This is a genomic window from Ruegeria aquimaris, from assembly GCF_025751555.1.
In the GTDB taxonomy this organism is placed as follows: domain Bacteria; phylum Pseudomonadota; class Alphaproteobacteria; order Rhodobacterales; family Rhodobacteraceae; genus Ruegeria_B; species Ruegeria_B aquimaris.
In genome coordinates this window covers 51,998-70,751 of sequence record NZ_JAOWLB010000023.1, presented here as the reverse complement: position 1 = coordinate 70,751, position 18,754 = coordinate 51,998, and the positions used below count along the sequence as shown (strand labels likewise).

14 protein-coding genes and 1 pseudogene are annotated in these 18,754 nt (G+C 61.7%); 3 read left to right on the top strand and 12 right to left on the bottom strand.

Annotated elements, in window-relative coordinates:
- Nucleotides 1-2,499 (top strand): glycosyltransferase (locus OE747_RS21440; protein WP_263830507.1); only part of this gene is annotated, 2,499 nt, incomplete at its 5' end.
- A 219-nt stretch (nt 2,500-2,718) separates the two neighbouring features.
- On the opposite strand, the pseudogene OE747_RS21435 reads toward OE747_RS21440, so the two are convergent.
- From OE747_RS21435 to OE747_RS21425, 3 genes and pseudogenes are all read right to left on the bottom strand, one after another.
- Nucleotides 2,719-3,123 (bottom strand): annotated as a pseudogene (locus OE747_RS21435) (DDE-type integrase/transposase/recombinase); the annotation flags it as partial.
- A 170-nt stretch (nt 3,124-3,293) separates the two neighbouring features.
- Nucleotides 3,294-3,953: a sulfotransferase family protein gene (locus tag OE747_RS21430; protein ID WP_263830506.1), complete on the bottom strand. Its 660-nt coding sequence runs from the start codon at nt 3,951-3,953 to the stop codon at nt 3,294-3,296.
- A gap of 424 nt (nt 3,954-4,377) precedes the next feature.
- The gene (locus OE747_RS21425; RefSeq protein ID WP_263830505.1) at nt 4,378-5,493 is read right to left on the bottom strand and encodes a DUF2793 domain-containing protein; all 1,116 of its coding nucleotides are present in this window, start codon (nt 5,491-5,493) and stop codon (nt 4,378-4,380) included.
- 201 nt (nt 5,494-5,694) lie between these two features.
- Between OE747_RS21425 and OE747_RS21420 the strand changes: the two genes are divergently transcribed.
- Complete coding sequence (locus OE747_RS21420; RefSeq protein WP_263830504.1) at nt 5,695-7,107, top strand: mannose-1-phosphate guanylyltransferase/mannose-6-phosphate isomerase; 1,413 nt, start codon at nt 5,695-5,697, stop codon at nt 7,105-7,107.
- Nucleotides 7,108-7,204: 97 nt separating this feature from the next.
- On the opposite strand, the gene OE747_RS21415 is transcribed toward OE747_RS21420, so the two are convergent.
- The 8 genes from OE747_RS21415 to OE747_RS21380 all read right to left on the bottom strand — a co-directional run bounded on the left by OE747_RS21415 (nt 7,205) and on the right by OE747_RS21380 (nt 16,261).
- On the bottom strand, nt 7,205-7,501 hold the full coding sequence (locus OE747_RS21415; protein WP_263830503.1) for a hypothetical protein: 297 nt from the start codon (nt 7,499-7,501) through the stop codon (nt 7,205-7,207).
- 157 nt (nt 7,502-7,658) lie between these two features.
- Entirely contained in the window at nt 7,659-8,333 is a 675-nt protein-coding gene (locus OE747_RS21410) for a YjbF family lipoprotein (RefSeq protein ID WP_263830502.1), read from the bottom strand.
- Entirely contained in the window at nt 8,330-10,510 is a 2,181-nt protein-coding gene (locus tag OE747_RS21405) for a YjbH domain-containing protein (protein ID WP_404818348.1), read from the bottom strand. The genes OE747_RS21410 and OE747_RS21405 overlap by 4 nt, the downstream gene beginning before the upstream one ends.
- Nucleotides 10,511-10,618: 108 nt before the next feature.
- Nucleotides 10,619-12,493, bottom strand: a complete 1,875-nt coding sequence (locus tag OE747_RS21400; RefSeq protein WP_263830501.1) for a polysaccharide biosynthesis protein — start codon at nt 12,491-12,493, stop codon at nt 10,619-10,621.
- A 251-nt stretch (nt 12,494-12,744) separates the two neighbouring features.
- Nucleotides 12,745-13,728 (bottom strand): UDP-glucose 4-epimerase GalE, encoded by a 984-nt coding sequence (gene galE / locus OE747_RS21395; RefSeq protein WP_263830500.1) that lies wholly within the window; start codon nt 13,726-13,728, stop codon nt 12,745-12,747.
- Nucleotides 13,729-13,743: 15 nt separating this feature from the next.
- The gene (gene galU / locus OE747_RS21390; RefSeq protein WP_263830499.1) at nt 13,744-14,637 is read right to left on the bottom strand and encodes a UTP--glucose-1-phosphate uridylyltransferase GalU; all 894 of its coding nucleotides are present in this window, start codon (nt 14,635-14,637) and stop codon (nt 13,744-13,746) included.
- A 146-nt stretch (nt 14,638-14,783) separates the two neighbouring features.
- The gene (locus tag OE747_RS21385) at nt 14,784-15,392 is read right to left on the bottom strand and encodes a sugar transferase (RefSeq protein ID WP_263830498.1); all 609 of its coding nucleotides are present in this window, start codon (nt 15,390-15,392) and stop codon (nt 14,784-14,786) included.
- Nucleotides 15,389-16,261 carry an NAD-dependent epimerase/dehydratase family protein gene (locus OE747_RS21380; RefSeq protein ID WP_263830497.1) on the bottom strand — a complete coding sequence of 291 codons (873 nt, stop codon included), beginning with the start codon at nt 16,259-16,261 and terminating at the stop codon, nt 15,389-15,391. The genes OE747_RS21385 and OE747_RS21380 overlap by 4 nt, the downstream gene beginning before the upstream one ends.
- Before the next feature lie 88 nt (nt 16,262-16,349).
- Here OE747_RS21380 and OE747_RS21375 point away from each other — a divergent pair, with 88 nt between their 5' ends.
- Nucleotides 16,350-17,477, top strand: coding sequence for a polysaccharide biosynthesis/export family protein (locus tag OE747_RS21375; RefSeq protein ID WP_404818347.1), 1,128 nt, complete (start codon nt 16,350-16,352; stop codon nt 17,475-17,477).
- Between the two features lie 16 nt (nt 17,478-17,493).
- Here OE747_RS21375 and OE747_RS21370 read toward each other — a convergent pair whose 3' ends face one another.
- The gene (locus OE747_RS21370) at nt 17,494-18,744 is read right to left on the bottom strand and encodes a glycosyltransferase (RefSeq protein WP_263830495.1); all 1,251 of its coding nucleotides are present in this window, start codon (nt 18,742-18,744) and stop codon (nt 17,494-17,496) included.
- Nucleotides 18,745-18,754: the final 10 nt, after the last annotated feature.

Below are 18,754 nucleotides of genomic sequence, written 5' to 3'. Positions count from 1 at the left end.
GCCGCGCATTACCTGTTGGCGGGCTGGAAGCTGGGCTATGACCCCAGCCCAGATTTCTCCACCACGTGGTACCTGGAGCAGAACCCCGATATCGCCAGAGGGGATATCAATCCGTTCGTGCACTGGGTTCTGCACGGTCGGGCCGAACAGCGCCCAGGATGCCCAAAGACGACGGCGGCCATTGACGAGACACAGATCGACTGGAGCGCCTGCCTGGAGGAGGAACACGCGGCCATACGTGACTGGTTCGATCCCGAGTTCTACCTGGAACACCACCCCGATGTCGCGGCGCGCGGCATAGACCCGGCCGCGCATTACCTGTTGGCGGGCTGGAAGCTGGGCTATGACCCCAGCCCAGATTTCTCCACCACGTGGTACCTGGAACGTTACCCCGATATCTCTCGGTCGAAACAAAACCCATTCGTGCACTGGTGCAGTTGGGGCCGCCACGAGCTCCGGGAAACACAATCCTATGTCGAGAAAGCGCAACGCGATTTCCGGCCCCGGGTGTCGGTCATCGTACCCAATTACAAGCATGCTCCATATCTGCCACAACGCATCCGGTCGATCGCCGAGCAAAGCTATGACAACCTCGAAATCATCATTCTTGACGACTGCTCGCCCGACAACTCACAAGAGGTGATCCGCCAGACCGTGGCAGAACTTGGAATCGACGCGCGGCTTGAATTCAATGAAGTCAACTCCGGCAATGTCTTCGCCCAGTGGCAAAAGGGGCTGAGCTTGGCCACCGGCGAATTGATCTGGATTTGCGAAAGCGACGATTATTGTGCGCCGGACTTCTTGAGACATGTAGTGCCGGCCTTCGCCGACCAAGCGGTGAATATCGCCTTTGGGCGAATTCAGTTCTGCGACGCAGCCGGTGACTTCATGGAGGGGCTCGATGGCTATCGCGAGAGCGCCGAGCCAGGTATCTGGTCCAAGACCTTAATCCGTCCGGCAGCGCAGTGGTTCAACGGGGGCTTCGGGGTAAACAACGTGATCGCTAACGTGGGAGGCTGCGTCTTCCGCCGAATGGAGTTACCACAACATGTCTGGGATACCGCCCGGACCTTCCGAATCTGCGGTGACTGGTATCTCTACATCCATATCGCCGGCGCGGGAAAGATTGCTTATGAGCCGCGTTCGATCGCATGGTTCCGCCAGCACGGCGCCAATACCTCGGCCTCGAACTTCCACCAGCTCTATTACTACGACGAGAACCGTCGCATTTTGGAAGAACTGGTGCGACATTGGGGTATAGCGTCGGCGACCCGCAACAATTTTCTCAAGAAAGTAGCAGCCCAGTACTACCATTTCGGCCTAGAAGAGACTTTTGGACTCTTCGATGAGTTGATGCAGCGCGACACGCTGATGGCAGCGAAGCGCAAACAGCTACATGTACAACTACATTTTCTGGGCTTCCATACTGGTGGCGGCGAGCTCTTTCCGATCAACCTTGCCAATGCCCTCGCCGCAACGGGCGTGACCGTTTCGATGTTAGCGGTCGACATGATCCAGATCAACTCTGACATGCGCGCCAAGCTAGACCCGCGAATACCCGTCTATCACGTACAGGACATGATCCGATTCGGACGCGAAGCCTTCTTGCACAATGCCGGAGTCTCGGTGATCAACAGTCATGTCGCTGCGTCGGATGTCAGTCTCGCAGTTCTTGACGATGGACCGGTCGAGAAACCCTATGTGGTTACCTTGCATGGGTCCTACGTCGGTCTTGATGAGGCCCCCAACGGGATTGTGGACTGGATTCTGCGTAACGTGAACCAGTGGATCTATACGGCTGATCGCAATCTTGAATTCTTCGAGACACGCGATGTCGACTGGGACAACTTTGTCAAGCTCCCCAATGCCATGCCGCGCGACGACCGCCCGGCAGCTTTTACTAGGGAGGACCTTGGTATCGCCGAAGCAGACGTCGTCTTCACCATGGTTGCCCGAGGGGTCAAGCGAAAGGGATGGCGCGCGGCGATCCATGCTTTCCGTCATCTGCGCGAAAAGCGTGACCTGAGCAATATCCACCTGCTGCTTGTAGGTGAGGGACAAGCAACAGAAACCGCCCGCAAACTCGCGGAGGATCTGGAGGGGGTACATTTCCTCGGCTATCAATCTGAAATCAACGGAATCCTGCGCCTGTCCGATTGTTTGCTTCTACCTTCTCGCTTCGAGGGAGAAAGCTATCCTCTCTGTTTGATTCAGGCTTTACAGGAACATGTTCCTGCCATCGCAACAGACATTGGCGAGATACGCTCCATGATGACCGACGAAGACGGGCGCGTGGCGGGGATCCTCCTCAAGAATCTACGTGACAGCCGCGCCTATTTTGCGGAACTGGCCCAACACATGGAAGATATCTGCGAGACAACACTCCGCAAAGAGCTGGCGGCCATTGCAGCAAAACGGGCGCCCATCTTCGACATGGTCCAGCTGGCAGAGACCTACTGCGACATCTTTATGCAGGTCCAGAGTGACAGATGTGCTTGAGTGCCCATGGTTCATGGTCAGCTTCCAGCGTGTCCCACCTTATTCGGGGAATCCGCATCGCGTGACTGCGGGCCATTATGTCCGCTTGATTTGAGATGACACTTAAAGCACCCTGCCGAAAACCTGAAGCGTTGGGATTCCCTTGATGGGCGATCTGTGGTTCTTCCTGTTTTGGGAGGATGGATCATGTTGGACCTGCCCTGCTTTTGTGGAGAGCGTTTAGCTCACGTCCCTTGCCATTCGCTCGTAGGCGATGGGGCTCTGGAAGCCGAGCGATGAATGCCGCCTGATGGGGTTATAGAACCCGTCTATGTATCTGGCGGCGGCGTTTTCGGCCTGAGCGCGTGTCTGCCACGCGACCGGCCAGATCAGCTCCGACTTGATGGTCTTGAAGAACGTTTCGACCATTGCGTTGTCATAGCAGTTCCCGCGCCCGCTCATCGAGATCAGGAGGCCCCGTTTTCGGAGCAGCGCCTGATAGTCTACAGAGCAGTCTTGCGACCCACGGTCGGAATGATGGACCAGTCCCGGCGCAGGATTGCTAGCGACCAGAGCACGGCGCAGAGCTGCGACCGCGAGGTCGCGCTTCAGGCGGTCACTCGTGGCCCAGCCAACGACGCGCCGCACACAGAGGCCTGACAGATGACCGCACCCGATCACATCCCAAGCCGTTCAAAAAAACGCTTGCATAAAAGGGGGCATCCACAGATGCGAAAGACTTTGTACGTTATCAAGGGAACAGACACTGTCCGTCGTCAGACACTCCCGACACGCTTTGATCCGGGCATTTCACGCTACGTTTTCCCAACTTTGTAGCCGAACCTCTCGTAATCAGCAGCGTAGATCTCGGCAATGCGTCTACGGGTCTGTGTGCACAATTCCACTGCCGACCCCGGACTCTGCCCGGTGGCGGCAAGCCTATCAGCCAAAGTATGGCTGCGCACAATCTCGCGCGGGCCATTTTGATTGTTCATCCGCTCATCCAACCAATCGACTAAGGCGCCAAGCCCGTCCTCGAGTCGAAATACCGTGGCCTCTTCAGGGACAAAATCAACCATCGGACGAGGATGGTTGTCCAGATAATACGGATCAGTGCGGCGACGGTCCACCAGATCGTTCAACCAATCCTCGAACCCGGTATCCGCACCGATCGATCGTTCGACATCACGCTGGTAGAGAAATACGGATCGTATCCGTTCAGACGGATCGCGAACCACTGTAAAAACGCCATCCAGAAAACCATCCGGGAAAAGACGCGACATCGCCTCAGCATGGACATGTTGAGGTGACGAACGAGTCCAACGCATTCCGCTATCAACAATATGACGAGGATCATAGAACCCCATGTTTTTCCGGCCAAACCGACGTACGAGATATTCCTCGACCGTGGTTCCCGCACATTTGGGAACATGTACAAACCAGTATATGCCGCGACCGGTACGGATGATTGGCATGGAGGGAGATTTTGTTCCTGCTGTTCGTCTCAGATACTTATCGCACAAACAAATCCCAAAGGGAACAACCCGCTCGGAACCCACCTACTGACCGATGGGATGAAACCTGCTTCGAAATGAACCCAGAAAATCGTGACCATTTCACTTGCCCGCCGGAGCCACAAGGCGCCTTGGTGGGTGACGCATTTCGGAATCTTTCGGCAATCCCGATCATCGGCACCTCGGTGAAACGGCTCTTTCGCATGTGTCTGCTCCTTCAGAGTTGGCGCAAACTCTACATCACGGTGAGGGGTTTCGCGGGGAGAAGGTCACAACACTTACGAAATCTTCGCCATTGATCGTCAGCACGTCACCGGAGACCGATGCCGCAAGCCTGTCGTCGCGGCACTGGGGGAAAGCCTGATTTTCATGTCACTCTCTCTCTTTAGAACCAGCGGCCTATGGCGGTCACCCGGATTTCCGCAGTGTTGCCAGATGCAAAGTTGGTCAGACCCGAGATGCGCCGTAGCTGAACGGATGTGGATGCCACCGCTATAGACCCGAACGCCACGCCGCCAACTTCCGACAGACCTGGGGCAGCGGAAAACGTAGAAGCGTTCAAGGCTCCGCAGATGCGCGGCGTTGCACCGGCTAGAAATGAAACCGGATAGATCCACGTGGCAGAAAGCAGCTCTGAGTTGACATAGTTCAGTGTGATTGCGTGCGTACAGATCTGCGTCCCATCTGCAAACCGGACAAAATCACCGTTCGCATTTACCCCCCGTTCGATGATTGCCCCCGTCGGAACGTCGGCGGATTGGCTGACTGCCCCCAGAATATTGCCTGGCCCATATCCGTAGTCCGCCCGCATCAAACGACCCGCTGTTATATCGGTCGCACTGGATTGCACAGCCACCCCCGTGATCGGCACATCCACCCGCAGCGCTCCGGGATCTGCCCGCATCACCTGGGTCCAGCTGTCGCCATCGGCGCTAACCTTCAGGGAAAACGCCGTGTCGTCAGCAAGCCCCATCTCCGCGTGCCCTGTCCAGTCGCTCTGGAACAGGAGGCTGGCCGTATCCCCTGCCGCCGCCTTGTTCAGCTTGAGCCGGTGATCGCCGCCCACATGGGTGAACAGCACCGCCTCTGAGGCCACCGCCAGCCGGTTAGTGTCAGAGGCGGCGGTAGCGATACCGAGGCGGGCGAGCTGATCGCCGTTTAGATCGGGATAGACCCAGTTTCCTCCCGCATGGCTGCGCAGACGGGAAGCGGCGATATCCCAGGCCAGCCACCCCTCCCGCGGCGTCAGGAACTGCCATACCTCCCCGTCCCAGGTGGCCAGTTTCCCCCCCTGCCCGGCCCAGGCCCCGCCCGGGACCGGCCCCAGCGCATGGGTCTCGCCCAACGCGGGCGTTCCCGGCGCGGTTTCGGTTCCAAACTCTGCTATCCGCAGTTGCACGAGGGTATCGAGCTCCCGGATCGCTTCGTTATGGGTCACATGTTTCTGGGCCTGGGCGGGCTGGATATAAGGCAGCCCAAGTTTCGGCGACGTCTCTGTCATGTCCGCTCCGGGAGATTGCTGTCGATCAGCCCCGTTTGTGACCGGCAAAGATCATCAACGCCTGAAACGTCCGCACGCCGTGTTAATCATCGGTACATTTGAGGAAACGCCATCCCGGTGCCGCACTGTTGCCATGCGGCTCCGGCACCGTTAGCAAGAAGGAAACCGGTGCAACCGGACAGGCAACAGGGCGGGCATGTCATGATTACCCCGATCATCCTCTGCGGCGGCTCGGGCACGCGGCTCTGGCCGCTGTCCCGCAAAAGCTATCCCAAGCAATTCGTGCAACTGATCGGGGACAACACCCTGTTCCAGGCCTCTGTCCGGCGCATGAGCGGCGCGGATTTCGCAGCGCCCGTCGTGCTGACCAACTCCGATTTCCGGTTTATCGTGACGGAACAGCTGATGGAAATCGGTCAGGACCCGGCGGCCATTCTGATCGAGCCCGAAGGCCGCAACACCGCCCCCGCCATTCTGGCCGCCGCACTCTGGCTGCAAAAGACGGATCCAGAGGGCCTGATGCTGGTCTCTCCGTCCGACCATGTCATTCCCGATACCGCCGCCTTTCAGGCGGCCATCGCCCGAGGCACCGCCGCCGCGCGCGCCGGTCAGCTGGTGACCTTTGGCATTGCCCCAACACATGCCGAAACAGGATACGGCTACCTGGAACTGGCAGCGCTGCCCTCCGACAAGGTGGTCGAACTGACCCGCTTCATCGAGAAACCCGATACCGCCCGCGCCGAAGCCATGCTGGCTGCGGGCAACTATCTCTGGAACGCGGGGATATTCCTGTTTTCCGCCCGGACCATTGTCGATGCGTTCCGCACCCATGCCCCGGATCTGTTGCCCCCGGTGCAGGCGGCGATTGACGGCGGGCGCCCCGATCTGGGGTTCTTCCGGCTCGACCCGCAGGCCTGGTCCGGGGCCGAGGATATCTCCATCGACTACGCAGTGATGGAAAAGGCGGACAATCTTGCCGTGGTGCCCTTTGCCGGCGGGTGGTCCGATCTGGGCGGGTGGGATGCCATCTGGCGCGAGTCCATACAGGATGATCGGGGTGTCGCGACATCCGGACCGGTGACCGCGATCGACTGTCACGACACGCTGTTGCGGTCCGAGGACCGCGGCCTCGAACTGGTTGGCCTGGGGCTGGGCAACATCATCGCCATCGCAATGCCCGATGCCGTCCTGGTGGCCGATGCCAGCCGCGCCCAGGACGTGAAGGCCGCGGTCACCGCGCTCAAGGCCAAGAACGCCAAGCAGGCCATCACCTTCCCCAAGGATCATCGCCCCTGGGGCTGGTTCGAAAGCCTGGCCATTGGCGATCGTTTCCAGGTGAAACGTATCCACGTACATCCCGGCGCCGCCCTGAGCCTGCAATCGCATCATCACCGGTCGGAACACTGGATCGTGGTCGAGGGCACCGCAAAAGTCACCATCGACGATGAAATCCGGCTGATCAGTGAAAACCAGTCAGTCTACATTCCGCTCGGTGCGGTGCACCGGCTGGAAAATCCGGGCAAGGTTCCGATGGTCCTGATCGAGGTGCAGACCGGCAGCTATCTGGGCGAGGATGACATTATCCGGTACGAAGATATCTATGCCCGTCCCTGAGAAGCAGAGCCATTTGGCCTGACGGTCCGGCGCATAGAAAAACAGGCCGCATATGCGGCCTGTTTTCGAATCCTCACATCAACACCAAGTGAAGGGATCAGGACCCGCTCGAGGTGGTGGTTGTGGTGGTGGTGTCGTCGTCGCTGGCAGCCAGCGCGATGATCAGGACGCCTGCAGCGATACCGGCAGCAGCGGCCGGGCTCAGGGTGCCGCCGGTCAGACCACCGGTTGTGCCACCCTGTACTGCACCGGCATAGGCCGGGTTCACGGTACCGGGCACGCACCACACTTTCAGACGGCCGTCCTCAAGATACTCTGCGCGGGTTACGTCACAGATATTCGCGTCGCGCGCATCCGAAAGCGCATCGGCGGAAACCATGGCGGGAAGCGTCATTGCACATGCTGCAAGAGCGACAATCATCTTTTTCATAATCAAACCCCTTTTGGCTGAACTTGCCGTCGTTGTAGACCAGATCATACACCATTTCAACGCATCCCGCGCTGCTGTCCACTGAAAAGCGGCACTTTTTCACGGTTCGGAAAAAAAACGCCTAAGGCGCAAGCTGCCGCAGCCGAAGATACCCCAAATGGGGACCCGCCCATTGCCGAGACTGCCGTACGACGCCAGCTCGCTCTTCAACCCAATAATCATTGGCCACTTCACCGCCCGAGCCGCTGCATGTCTGCCGCAGGTGGCGGGTCGGATAGCGCCGTTCGACGATCTCGACCGTCTCGGCACCCAGATCTTCGAGATCACAGACCAAGACCAGACGCAGCGCCTCTTCGTCGCCGCCGCGAATCAACATCACATGGGGGCCTCCGCCCGACGGGCCAGGCTGGCTGCCGCTGGCCTGGATCTCGCTTGACAGGACATCGCCCCCCAGGCCACGGGTCGCCACCAGCACCCCGTTGCGCAGGGCCAGGGTGGAATTGTCCCCGGTCCGCCAGACGGTCACCCGCCCGGCGGCGCCTTCGTTCCGCTCTGCATTGACATAAAGATAGGCTGCTGTGCCGCGTGCCTCGAGGGTCACTTCCAGTGCCGGGCCATCCAATGCGTCAAGCTGCGCCCGGGTCACCGGCGGCAGACCGGTATCGGTGGGAGAGATCCGCTGCCGGATCAGGTCGCGCGTATTGGCAAAGACCTGCACCTGCAACGGCGCTTCCTCGGTACCGCTGGAACAGGCCGCAAGCAGAACGGCCAGGCCAAGAGACACAAGAACCCTCATTCCCAGAACCCCGCCCATTGATCGGTCAGCGCCTTGCGATGGGCCTCGCGCACCCCATCGTAGAGCCGGCCCGGCACCGACAGGCGCGCGCCGCCATCGCGCTGGATCGGGCGGATCACCGTGCCCATGCTCTTGCGGCTCGGCTTGCCCAGGAACCAGCCCAGCGGCATCGAGAACCGTATCCCCTTGTCGAAAGACCCCTCGCCGAATTCAGCCGCTGAAACATTGGTCAGGGTAAAGAAGGCCCCCACCGACCAGCCATTGGCAAAGACCCGGTCCAGTCCGAATGTCGCCCCCACGTCACCAGCCAGGTAGCGGCCAACGTCGATCTGCCCATGCAGCCCGTTGTTGAAATCCATATAGGCCGAGGCATGGCCGGTGAAGACCTTGTAATCCTGGAAACCCAGCCTCTGGTTGTAGTCGCGCTTCAGCGCATAGTTCATCTCGACACCCAGCGCCAACAGGCTGTTGACCGGTTTCCACAAAAGCTCGGTCGAAAGCCCACCGTAACCGTATTCGAAATAGCCCGCCGTCACGCGCGCATAGAGATCCTCGCCCGGCTGCCAGTAGCGCGCCACATAAAGGTTGTTCAGCGTGGTACCGTATTGCGCATAAAGCGCCTGGTCGGTGCGCACCGGCGGCAGGGCCGAGGGCGAGACCCGCCCATTCTTGAGATTGCCCGCCAGCCGCTGGCGCAGTCGGCCCGAGATCACCCAGCCCGGCGCCGGCTGATAGGTGGCGCCGAAATCGACGCCAACATCGATGCGCACCGGCTGTTGCGGATCGAAATAGGCCGGTGCGAAATAAGGCGCCACCGACCAGCTGAAATCGGGATAAAGCTCGCGCCCGAATACCGCCGTCTCGGATGGCGGCCCCGCCGCCCCGATACCCGCCACCGCCAGGATCGCATCCGGCGCCTCGGGATCGAATTCCAGCGCTTCCAGATCCGAACGCCGGATGCTGACCCGCGACAGGCTCAGCCCGCGCGACACCAGCACCAGGTCAAAGGTCTCGACCGAAGGCGGCATGACCCGCGCCAGCGCCCGCGCCGCCCGGCCGATGGCGATCGCGTTCGACATGTAGCGGGTGTTGCGGAACCGAAGCTCGACCCGGTCGGCGCTGACATCCAGGCTTTCCAGGATCAGCCCATCATCCTTCAGGATCGGTCCCAGCAGCGAGCGCAAGAGCGGCGCCGGTTTCGCATCGGCCCAGGAGGTGCTCCAGGCCTCGGGGTTGCTGGCCCGGTCGGGCCGTACCGCCACCGGCTGCGGCGCCGGCACGGTCATCGGCATCGGCGGTTGTTTCGGGTTCAGCTGGATCTGGGCACTCAGGCCGAACTCAGACCCATAAAGGTAATAGGCCCCCAGCCGGGTCCGGGGGCTAGCCTGCCATTCGACCCCGAAGTTCACCGGTGATTTTTTCTGGAACACCGAAGTGGTCTGGGTCTCGGTCACGTAATCGTCCGAGGAATATTCCAGCTTCAGCGCCCATTTCTCGTTCATCTGCCATTCAAGGCCGCCGAACAGCGCCATCGGGCCACGGAACCACTGGTCATAGGAGAGCTGGCCGCCGGTATTGGTCGGATCATAGGGCGGTCGGGTGCCGAAGCCGCCGAAGGAACCAAAAGAGCCAAACCGCCCCCAACCGAGGCCCGCGCTCAGCTTCAGCCGCCCGGGCAGGCGCGACGCACCCAGCGGTGGCGTCTGAAACGTCTTGGTGGCCACCAGATATTCACCCGCATAGATGCCAGTGCCGGCGAAATCCTGAAGCCCCAGGGTGATCTGCGGGCGATAGCGGGTTTCCTGCGCCAGCCGGAACCGCACGTCGAAACCGCGGTCATAGTAGGTAGGGAACCCGGCAAGGTTCCAGTTCCGGATCGAGTTGTAGCGGAAGCTCGCCGACATCCAGGGCGTCGGCTGGAAGGTCAGCGTATACCGCCCCTGGCCGCCGAAATAACTGATCGTGGTGGTGAACTGCCCTTCGGGCAGCATCTCACCCGAGGGCATGTCGATCAGCCCGGGCACCCCGTAAAAGTTCAGACTGGGTTGTGGTACGACCCTGAAACGCGGCGTCTCCTCCGCCTCCTGGGCCGATGCGGTGGCCGCAAAGACCGTCAAACAGAGCGCCGCGGCCCATGCCCGCGCCCGACCCTGCCTGCATGTTGCGTTGCTCTTCACCCCGGGCGCCCCTGCCTGTCGTCCTCTGTCGCCCTTAGATCATGAAGCCGGGGCAAGGATCAATTCCGTTGACCGGCCCGGCAGACCGGCCGTGACAAAAATACAGGGTCACGATGTCTTGCGATTGTCGTCCCAGACACTGTAGCCCTCGACCCAGCGCAGGATCACCTGCCGGGCAGCAGATTCGTCGCTGGCCGCCAGCGCCTCGCGCAGACCGCGCAGCAAGGCGGCAACCTCGATTTCCGAAAGCTTGGCTTCCTGAGCGCAGAAAATCTTCTGATGCCGGGTTCCGATCAGATCCCGGCTCAGGGTGAGCTCTTCCTCCAGCTTCTCGCCCGGCCGCAGACCGATGATCTCGATCTCGATATCCCCATCGGGATTGTCGGCGTCACGCACCGTGTAGCCGGCGCGCTGGATCACCTGGCGGGCCAGTTGCATGATCGGAACCGGCTCTCCCATGTCGAGCACGAAAACTTCGCTCCCCCGCGCCTCGGATCCGGCCTTGAGCACCAGTTGCACCGCCTCGCTGATGGTCATGAAATAGCGTTTGACCCGCGGATCGGTGACCGTGACCGGGCCGCCCCGGCTGATCTGGTCCTGGAACAGCGGCACCACCGACCCGCTGGAGCCCAGCACATTGCCGAAACGGACCATGGCAAAGATGGTCGACGCATAACGGGTGGCCAGATCCTGCACCACCAGTTCGGCCAAGCGCTTGCTCGCCCCCATCACGTTGGTCGGGCGCACCGCCTTGTCCGAAGAGATCAGGATGAACCGTTCCACCCCCAACGCCGCGGCCTCGCGCGCCAGCGTCTGGGTGCCAAAGACATTGTTGGCCAGCCCGGCCAGCGGATTGGCCTCGACCAGGGGCACATGTTTATAGGCGGCGGCGTGCAACACCACCTGCACACCATGATCGGTCAGCACCTTGCGCACCTGGCGCGGATCGGTGACCGAGCCCAGCACCGGCACCACCTCGATCCCTGTATCCTCGGCCAGCTGTTCCAGTTCCTGATGCACCAGATACAATGCCAGCTCGCTCAGTTCGTAAAGCACCAGCTTGGCCGGGCGGCAGTTCAGGATCTGGCGGCAGAGTTCCGACCCGATCGACCCACCTGCCCCCGAAACAAGCACCGCCCGTCCCGCGTAGCTGTCGCAATCCGCCTCCAGGGCGACCCTGCGGGCCGCACGGCCCAGGAAATTCTGTGGCGCCACCGGGGTCAGCTTGTCCACCAGCGCCTCTTCCCCGATCAGCTGGGCAAAGCTGGGCAGCGCCTGCACCTCCAGCCCCATGGTCTGCAACCGCTTGATGATCTGGGCCTGTTTCGGCTGGCTCTGCGACGGCATCGCCAGCAGCACCCGGCTGATGTCACGGGCCTTGACGATCTCGGAAATACGCGCCGGCGGAAACACCGGAAGACCCATCAGCACCATGCCCTGCAACGAGGTATTGTCATCGACAAACGCCACCGGGTCGATGCGGTCATGCGCCTTCAGCGCCTGGGCCAGCTGGGTGCCGGTGGTTCCGGCGCCATAGATCAGCACCCGGCGCCGCGGCTGCGCCCGGCGGTATATGGCGAGAACAACCTGGTACAGCACAACCCGGGCGGCCACGAGAAACAGGAAATAGCTGATCCCGAACATCACATGGGTGCCCGGCGGCAGCGCTATGCCACTGACCTCGGTCAGCAGGGCCGAGGCCCCGGCCAGCAGCAGGGCCAGAACCGCCGTCATGCCGACGGCATGGCCCTCATAGGCATTGAGCTGGATATGGGGCAGGCCAAGCCAGAGCGACAGGCCCGCCGCGGCGGCCATCAGATAAGGCTGAACCGGCGCCGTCTGGATCAGCGTCTCGACCGGCGTCGTTGGCAGGGATTGCAGCGTATAGGTGAACAGCAGGGCCAATGGTATGAGCGCCAGATCAACGGCGATGAACACATATGCCTTCTGGCTGCGGCTCAGCGCACTGATCAGTCTAAACATCCGGCCGCTCCCTTTTCTCAAATACTTTGCGCAGGCAATACGGAACCTTGCCCCGATTTCGAATATCGACCCTGCTCTACACGGATGCGATGACCGCGCAACTGGAAAACTGCCTCAAAAACTCTGATCTCATTCCTATCGCAACTGGCCGGTTTTTCAAAATGCTGAATAACGGAAAATCGCCATGTCCCCTTGACTTGCGGGAATCCGCCGAAAGATGCGCCACTCTGCCGCAGAAAGGGCTTCGCCGGTCAGCGCAAGTAGATCCCATTCTGATGCCAGCGCCAGGCGTCGGCGATCATCGTCGCCATGTTCGAGCGGGCCGGAGACCAGCCAAGCTCTTGTGACGCCCGCACGGAACCCGAAACCAGCCTGGTGGCGTCCCCCGCCCGTCTCGGCCCCTCGTGCATCGGCACCGGCCGATTCGTCACCCCCCCGGCATGGTCCACCACCTCGCGCACCGAAAACCCGGTGCCGGTGCCCAGGTTGAATACCCGGTTGGGTTTGCCGGCCTCCAGCCATTTCAGCCCCAGCACATGGGCATCGACCAGATCCATCACATGCACATAGTCGCGGATGCAGGTGCCGTCGGGCGTGTCGTAATCGGTGCCATGGATGGTGAGCGCATCGCGCTTGCCGTCGATCGCGTCCAGGATCAGCGGGATCAGATGGGTCTCGGGGCGGTGGAACTCGCCCACCTCGCCCTCGGGGTCGGCGCCGGCCACGTTGAAATAGCGGAAGATCACGTGGCGCAGCCCGTGCGCGGCCTCGAAATCGCGCAGCATGTCCTCGATCGCGCGCTTGCTGGCGCCATAGGCGTTCAGCGGAAGCTGCGGCGTGTTTTCGTCCAGCACCACATTGTCATGCTCGCCATAGGTGGCGCAAGTCGAGGAGAACACGAAGTCCAGACACCCCGCATCCACCGCCGCCTGGATCAGGTTCAGCGAGCCGGTGACGTTGTTGGACCAATAGCGGCCCGGCTCCGCCATCGCTTCGCCCACCTGGCTCAGCGCCGCGAAATGCATCACCGCAACAGGCCGATAAGCGGCAAAGACCTCGTCCAGCCGCGCCCGGTCCATCAGGTCGCCCTGTTCGAAGGGGCCGAATTTCACCGCGTCGCGCCAGCCGGTGACCAGGCTGTCATAGGTAACCGGGATATAGCCCGCACCGGCCAGAACCTTGCAGGCATGGGATCCGATATATCCGGCCCCACCCGTCACCAGAACATAGCTCATCCGTCAGTATTCCGTTTATTCCGCCGCTTTCGAGGTCTGCATGACCTCGCCCAAATAGCGGTTCAGATCATCGCGTAGATCCTCGCGCGCCAGGGCAAAGGCCACGGTCGCCTGCAGGAAACCCGCCTTGGAGCCACAATCGAACCGCTGGCCGCGGAACCGGTAGCCATAGACCGGGGTGCCCGACTCGATATCCTCAGCGATGGCGTCGGTCAGCTGGATCTCGCCACCGGCGCCCTGTTTCATCTTGTTGAGATTGCGCAGCACCGAGGGACCCAGGATGTAGCGGCCGATCACCGCCAGGTTTGAGGGCGCGGTGCCCGGTTCGGGCTTTTCCACCATGCCCCGGGCGGACACCACCGACCCCATGTCATCGGCCACATCGAGCACACCATAGGCGCTGGCCTTCTCCGGCGGCACTTCCATCGCAGCAACCATGTTGCCCCCCGTTTCGGCATAGGCCTCGACCATCTGTTGCAGACAGGGTTTTTCGGCCGCGATCACGTCATCGGGCAGCATCACCGCAAAGGGCTCGTTGCCGATCAGTCGGCGGGCACACCAGACCGCGTGTCCCAGCCCCAACGCCTTGTGCTGACGGATATAGGCGATGGCCCCGCTGTCCATGTTGGTCGTCTTGAGGATATCGAGCAGATCGGTCTTGCCCTTCTTGCGCAATTCCTGCTCAAGGATCGGGTTGTGATCGAAATAGTCCTCAAGCGCCGATTTCCCGCGCGAGGTGACAAAGATGAATTCCTTGATCCCGGCGGCGCGCGCCTCGTCGATGGCGTATTGCACCAGCGGCCGGTCGACCAGGGTCATGATCTCCTTCGGCACTGATTTGGTTGCAGGCAGGAAGCGCGTTCCCAGGCCTGCGACCGGGAAAATGGCTTTCGTAACCTTACGCATCATAATCCATCCTCATACAAAACAACAATTTAGAACCCGCAGGGTCGGTTCTCTTCCTGATACGCCGGAACCTCATGAAAACGCAATGCCGTCAGATAGATTGTACATGTTTGAAAGAAGATGAGGCGACACCCAAAGCAGGTTCTCGCTCATTTCCGGAACAGGTTCCCTATGGTCTGGAATACCAGGTCAAAATCGTAGCACATGTTCTGGTGGCGCTGATAGATGAGGTCCAGCCGGGCCTTGGCTGGCACGCAGGTCCGGGAGTAGACCGCGTCGGTCTCCTCGGGCGAGGCGCAGCGCTCCAGCAAGGCTGCCTCGTGCTTGTGATAGACAATCGAGGCGAGCCCGGTGACGCCGGGCCGCGATTTCAGCACCTTGCCGTAGATCTCGGGGTAACGTTCGACATATTGCCGGAGCGGCGGGCGCGGCCCGACAAAACTCAGATCGCCCCTGAGGATGTTCCACAGCTGCGGAAACTCGTCGAGCCGCTTCGAGCGCAGCCAGGCGCCGGTCGGCGTGATCCGCGCGCTCTTGTCGCCGCCCGAAACGCCGCTATCGGTGTCGACCACGGTCATGGTCCTGAGCTTCCACAGCATGAAGGGTTCATCCACCCCCTTCATCCGCTCGGCAACATAGAAGATCGGGCGCCCCTCCTTGATCAGCAGCCAGATCAGCAGACCCAGCAGGATCGGACCCAGCACCACGACCAGAAGCGAGGCAAAGAACAGGTCGAACAGGCGTTTGCTCCAGGTCATGATCTCTCTTGTCCTTCCGCCAGACAGGGCCACATCCGCTGCCAGTCCGCCACCATGCCGGCCGGATCGGCGGGCGCGGCGCCCACCGGGCTCAGGGCAGCCAGGCGGGTGGTGTCCAGTTCCACCCGCGCGATGACATCGGCGGGGGCGGGGCGCGGATGCCAGTCGAACCCGGCCGCGTCCAGGAGATCGCCCATCGCCACGGTGCCGGGGCTGGCGATGTTCAGGACAGCGGGCAACTCGGGCGCGGCCACCACCGCGGCCAATGCCGCGGCCAGATCGGACAGGCCGATATAACTGCGGTGGGGCGTGCCGCCACCGGGCAACACATCCAGTTCGAATCCCGTGCGCCAGCCCCCCAGAATAGAGTCTAATCCAGCGATATTTCCGATCCTGAGTGACGTCAGCGGAACACCCAGATCAGCGGCCAGCGCCGCGCCCCGCGCCTCCATCCGGGCCTTGGCCCGGCCATAGGCGTTGACCGGTGCCAGTGGCAAATCCTCGCCCAGCAGACCCGGCCGGTTGCCGTAAACCGCCGCCGACGAGGCCAGCAACACCCGCGCGCCCGAGGCCGCACCGGCACGAAGCGCCGCCTCGGCCAGCCGCAGGTTGTCCTCGAAATCACCCCCCCGGGCCGCCTGTACATGGGTCACCCCGGCCAGGCACAGAATCACCAACCGGCCCCGTGCGGCTTGTTCGCCTGCGGCCATATCGCGCAGCGGATCGTATACCGCCCAGTGCCCCCCGGCCCCGGACGGGCGGTATCGGCCCTGCCACAGCACCTTGTCCCCCTGCCCCGCCCAGCAATGGCGCAGCACCCGGCCGATACGGCCGGTGGCTCCGAGAACCAGAAGGGCGGGAAATGACATAACACTCTTTGTTCAGGTTGACGGGTTGTCCTATGCCAGTATCTTGCGGACACCAAAAATCAAGGCGTTTTCCCGACAGGCGGTATTCATGCGGCACCTTATGATCCTTCTCCTCCTGGCCAGCATCGGCCTGCTGCCCGCCGCCTGCTCACGCAGCCGGCTGCCCGGCGGTGCCCCGGTCAGCGAAGAGATCCTGAAACAGGCCGACTCGGAAAACGCAGATTTCGCGCTCTACACGGTCAATCGCGCCTTTTTGCCGACCGTTTCGCAATGGCCGCCCACCGGCAAGCAGGAGAACCTGCGCTGGATCGGCTCCAGCCAGGGCGCCAAGACCCAGATCATCCAGCCCGGCGACAAGCTGACGCTGCGGATCTGGGACAGCAGCGACAATTCGCTGCTGACCTCGACCGAACAGAAGATGGTGCAGTTGCAGGATGTGACCGTTGCCGCCAACGGCTCGATCTTCATGCCCTATGTCGGCAATATCAGCGTCATCGGCCTGACCCCGGACCTGGCACGCGAGAACCTGCAAGCGGCGCTGGAGGCGATCGTGCCCTCGGCGCAGCTCCAGCTCGACATGCGCGAGGGGCGCAACAACTCGGTCGACCTGGTCAGCGGCGTGGCCAAACCCGGCACCTACCCGATGCCCGACCGCAACTATACGGTGATGGGGCTGATCTCGGCAGGCGGCGGGCTCAGCCCGACGCTCAACAATCCGCAGATCCGGTTGGTGCGCGGCAGCTCGATCTATGGCACCTCGGTCGATGCCCTGCTGAACAACCCAAACTACGACACGCTGCTCAGGGGCGGCGACCGGGTCTTTGTCGAAGAGGACGAACGCTATTTCCTGTCCTTCGGCGCCACCGGGCGCGAGGATCTGCATATCTTCACCAAGGACAAGCTGTCGGCGATGGACGCGATGTCGATCGCGGGCGGATTGCAGGACAGCAAGGCCGACCCCAAGGGTATCCTGGTGCTACGCGAATACCCCTCGTCGGCGGTGGCGGCCGGCAACCGCGGGCCGCGCCACATGCGGGTGGTGTTCTCTCTGGACCTGACCACGGCGGACGGGCTGTTTTCGGCGCGCCAGTTCCAGATCAACCCCGACGACTTGGTCATCGCCACGGAATCGCCGATCAACGATGTGCTGACCGTGTCGAACATCATCGGTAACTTCGTCGGCGTGTTCAGCGCCACCGCCAATATCACCAACTGATCCGGGACATCCCGGATCAGGCCGGCAGCGGGATTTGCCTGTCTGTCGGCACCAGGCTGTTCATCTGCCGGATATGCTCCGGCAGGCAGCGGGTGAGAAAGTCGTATTTGCCCACCACATGCGCGCGCGCCGCCGGGCCCAGATGGGCATAGGCGCCGGGATTGGCCAGCACGTCGATCACCTGATCAGCGAGCGCATCCGGGTCGAAGAAATCCACCAGCATCCCGGTTTCACCATGGCTCAGCGCCTCGCGCACCGAGGGTACGTCCGAGGCCACGATGGTGGCCTGCATCGCCATCGATTCCAAAAGCGACCAGCTGAGCACGAAGGGCATGGTCAGATGCAGGTGACAACGGCTGATCTGTACCACCTGGCAATAGGCCGAATAGGGCACCCGGCCCAGGAAATGCACCCGGTCCCAGTCGACGCGGTCGCCCAGTTTCTCGGTCAGTTCCGCGCGCAGCCCCTTGGGATGCTTGCTGCGCCGCCCGTAAGAGACATCGTCGCCCCCCACCACCAGCACCCGGGCCTGTGGACGCGCCGCGAGAATTTTCGGCAGCGCCGCCATGAAGACATGAAACCCGCGCGCATGTTCGAGATTGCGCGCCAGATAGGTAAAGACCTCGTCCTGACGCGTGAGCGGCCGGTCGAGCCGACCCAGGTTCAACGATACATCCGGATCGGGGCCCAGCCGGTCGGTGCGGATGCCGTCATGGCAGGTATAGAACTTGTCGTGGAAACTGGCCGGAAAGGTCTGTTTCTGCCATTCGGTCGGCACATGGCCCAGATCCACATGCTGGATCGCGGCATAGGGCACCGCATTGCGCGCCTCCATCAGGAAGGGCATGTGATCCGAGACCGGTTCATCGGGGTCAAATCCCACCAGCCCGCCGGTGGCGTTATAGAAATATTCAAAAAAGCCCAGGATCGGCACATCCGACCAGATCTGCTTCATGAACAAGAGCTCGCCCCAGCCGGTATGGCCCAGGATCAGGTCGGGGCGGAACCCCTCCCGGTCCAGCTCGCGCGCCGCCATGGCGGCGCCGAACCCGGCGCCAGTAGCCTCTTCCCAGACCTTGGACAGGCCATAGGCCTTGTCAGGCGCCTTGTGATGGGTCGCATAGATCCGGGTGGTGACCCCGGCGATCTGCGGCGCATCCTTGCGCTGGGTCAGAAAGACGATGCGATGTCCCCCTTGCGCCACCAGCCACATCAGCAGCTCCCGGTATTGTCCGGGCATGTTCTGGTGAACAAAAAGGATATTCATCGGCACCCTC

Excerpts from the sequence above, each read along its gene's own strand:
- OE747_RS21430 (WP_263830506.1), bottom strand. The coding sequence starts at position 3,953 with ATGCCAATCATCCGTACCGGTCGCGGCATATACTGGTTTGTACATGTT.
- OE747_RS21425 (WP_263830505.1), bottom strand. The coding sequence starts at position 5,493 with ATGACAGAGACGTCGCCGAAACTTGGGCTGCCTTATATCCAGCCCGCC.
- OE747_RS21420 (WP_263830504.1), top strand. The coding sequence starts at position 5,695 with ATGATTACCCCGATCATCCTCTGCGGCGGCTCGGGCACGCGGCTCTGG.
- OE747_RS21415 (WP_263830503.1), bottom strand. The coding sequence starts at position 7,501 with ATGACGCTTCCCGCCATGGTTTCCGCCGATGCGCTTTCGGATGCGCGC.
- OE747_RS21410 (WP_263830502.1), bottom strand. The coding sequence starts at position 8,333 with ATGAGGGTTCTTGTGTCTCTTGGCCTGGCCGTTCTGCTTGCGGCCTGT.
- OE747_RS21400 (WP_263830501.1), bottom strand. The coding sequence starts at position 12,493 with ATGTTTAGACTGATCAGTGCGCTGAGCCGCAGCCAGAAGGCATATGTG.
- galE (WP_263830500.1), bottom strand. The coding sequence starts at position 13,728 with ATGAGCTATGTTCTGGTGACGGGTGGGGCCGGATATATCGGATCCCAT.
- galU (WP_263830499.1), bottom strand. The coding sequence starts at position 14,637 with ATGATGCGTAAGGTTACGAAAGCCATTTTCCCGGTCGCAGGCCTGGGA.
- OE747_RS21385 (WP_263830498.1), bottom strand. The coding sequence starts at position 15,392 with ATGACCTGGAGCAAACGCCTGTTCGACCTGTTCTTTGCCTCGCTTCTG.
- OE747_RS21380 (WP_263830497.1), bottom strand. The coding sequence starts at position 16,261 with ATGTCATTTCCCGCCCTTCTGGTTCTCGGAGCCACCGGCCGTATCGGC.
- OE747_RS21375 (WP_404818347.1), top strand. The coding sequence starts at position 16,350 with ATGCGGCACCTTATGATCCTTCTCCTCCTGGCCAGCATCGGCCTGCTG.
- OE747_RS21370 (WP_263830495.1), bottom strand. The coding sequence starts at position 18,744 with ATGAATATCCTTTTTGTTCACCAGAACATGCCCGGACAATACCGGGAG.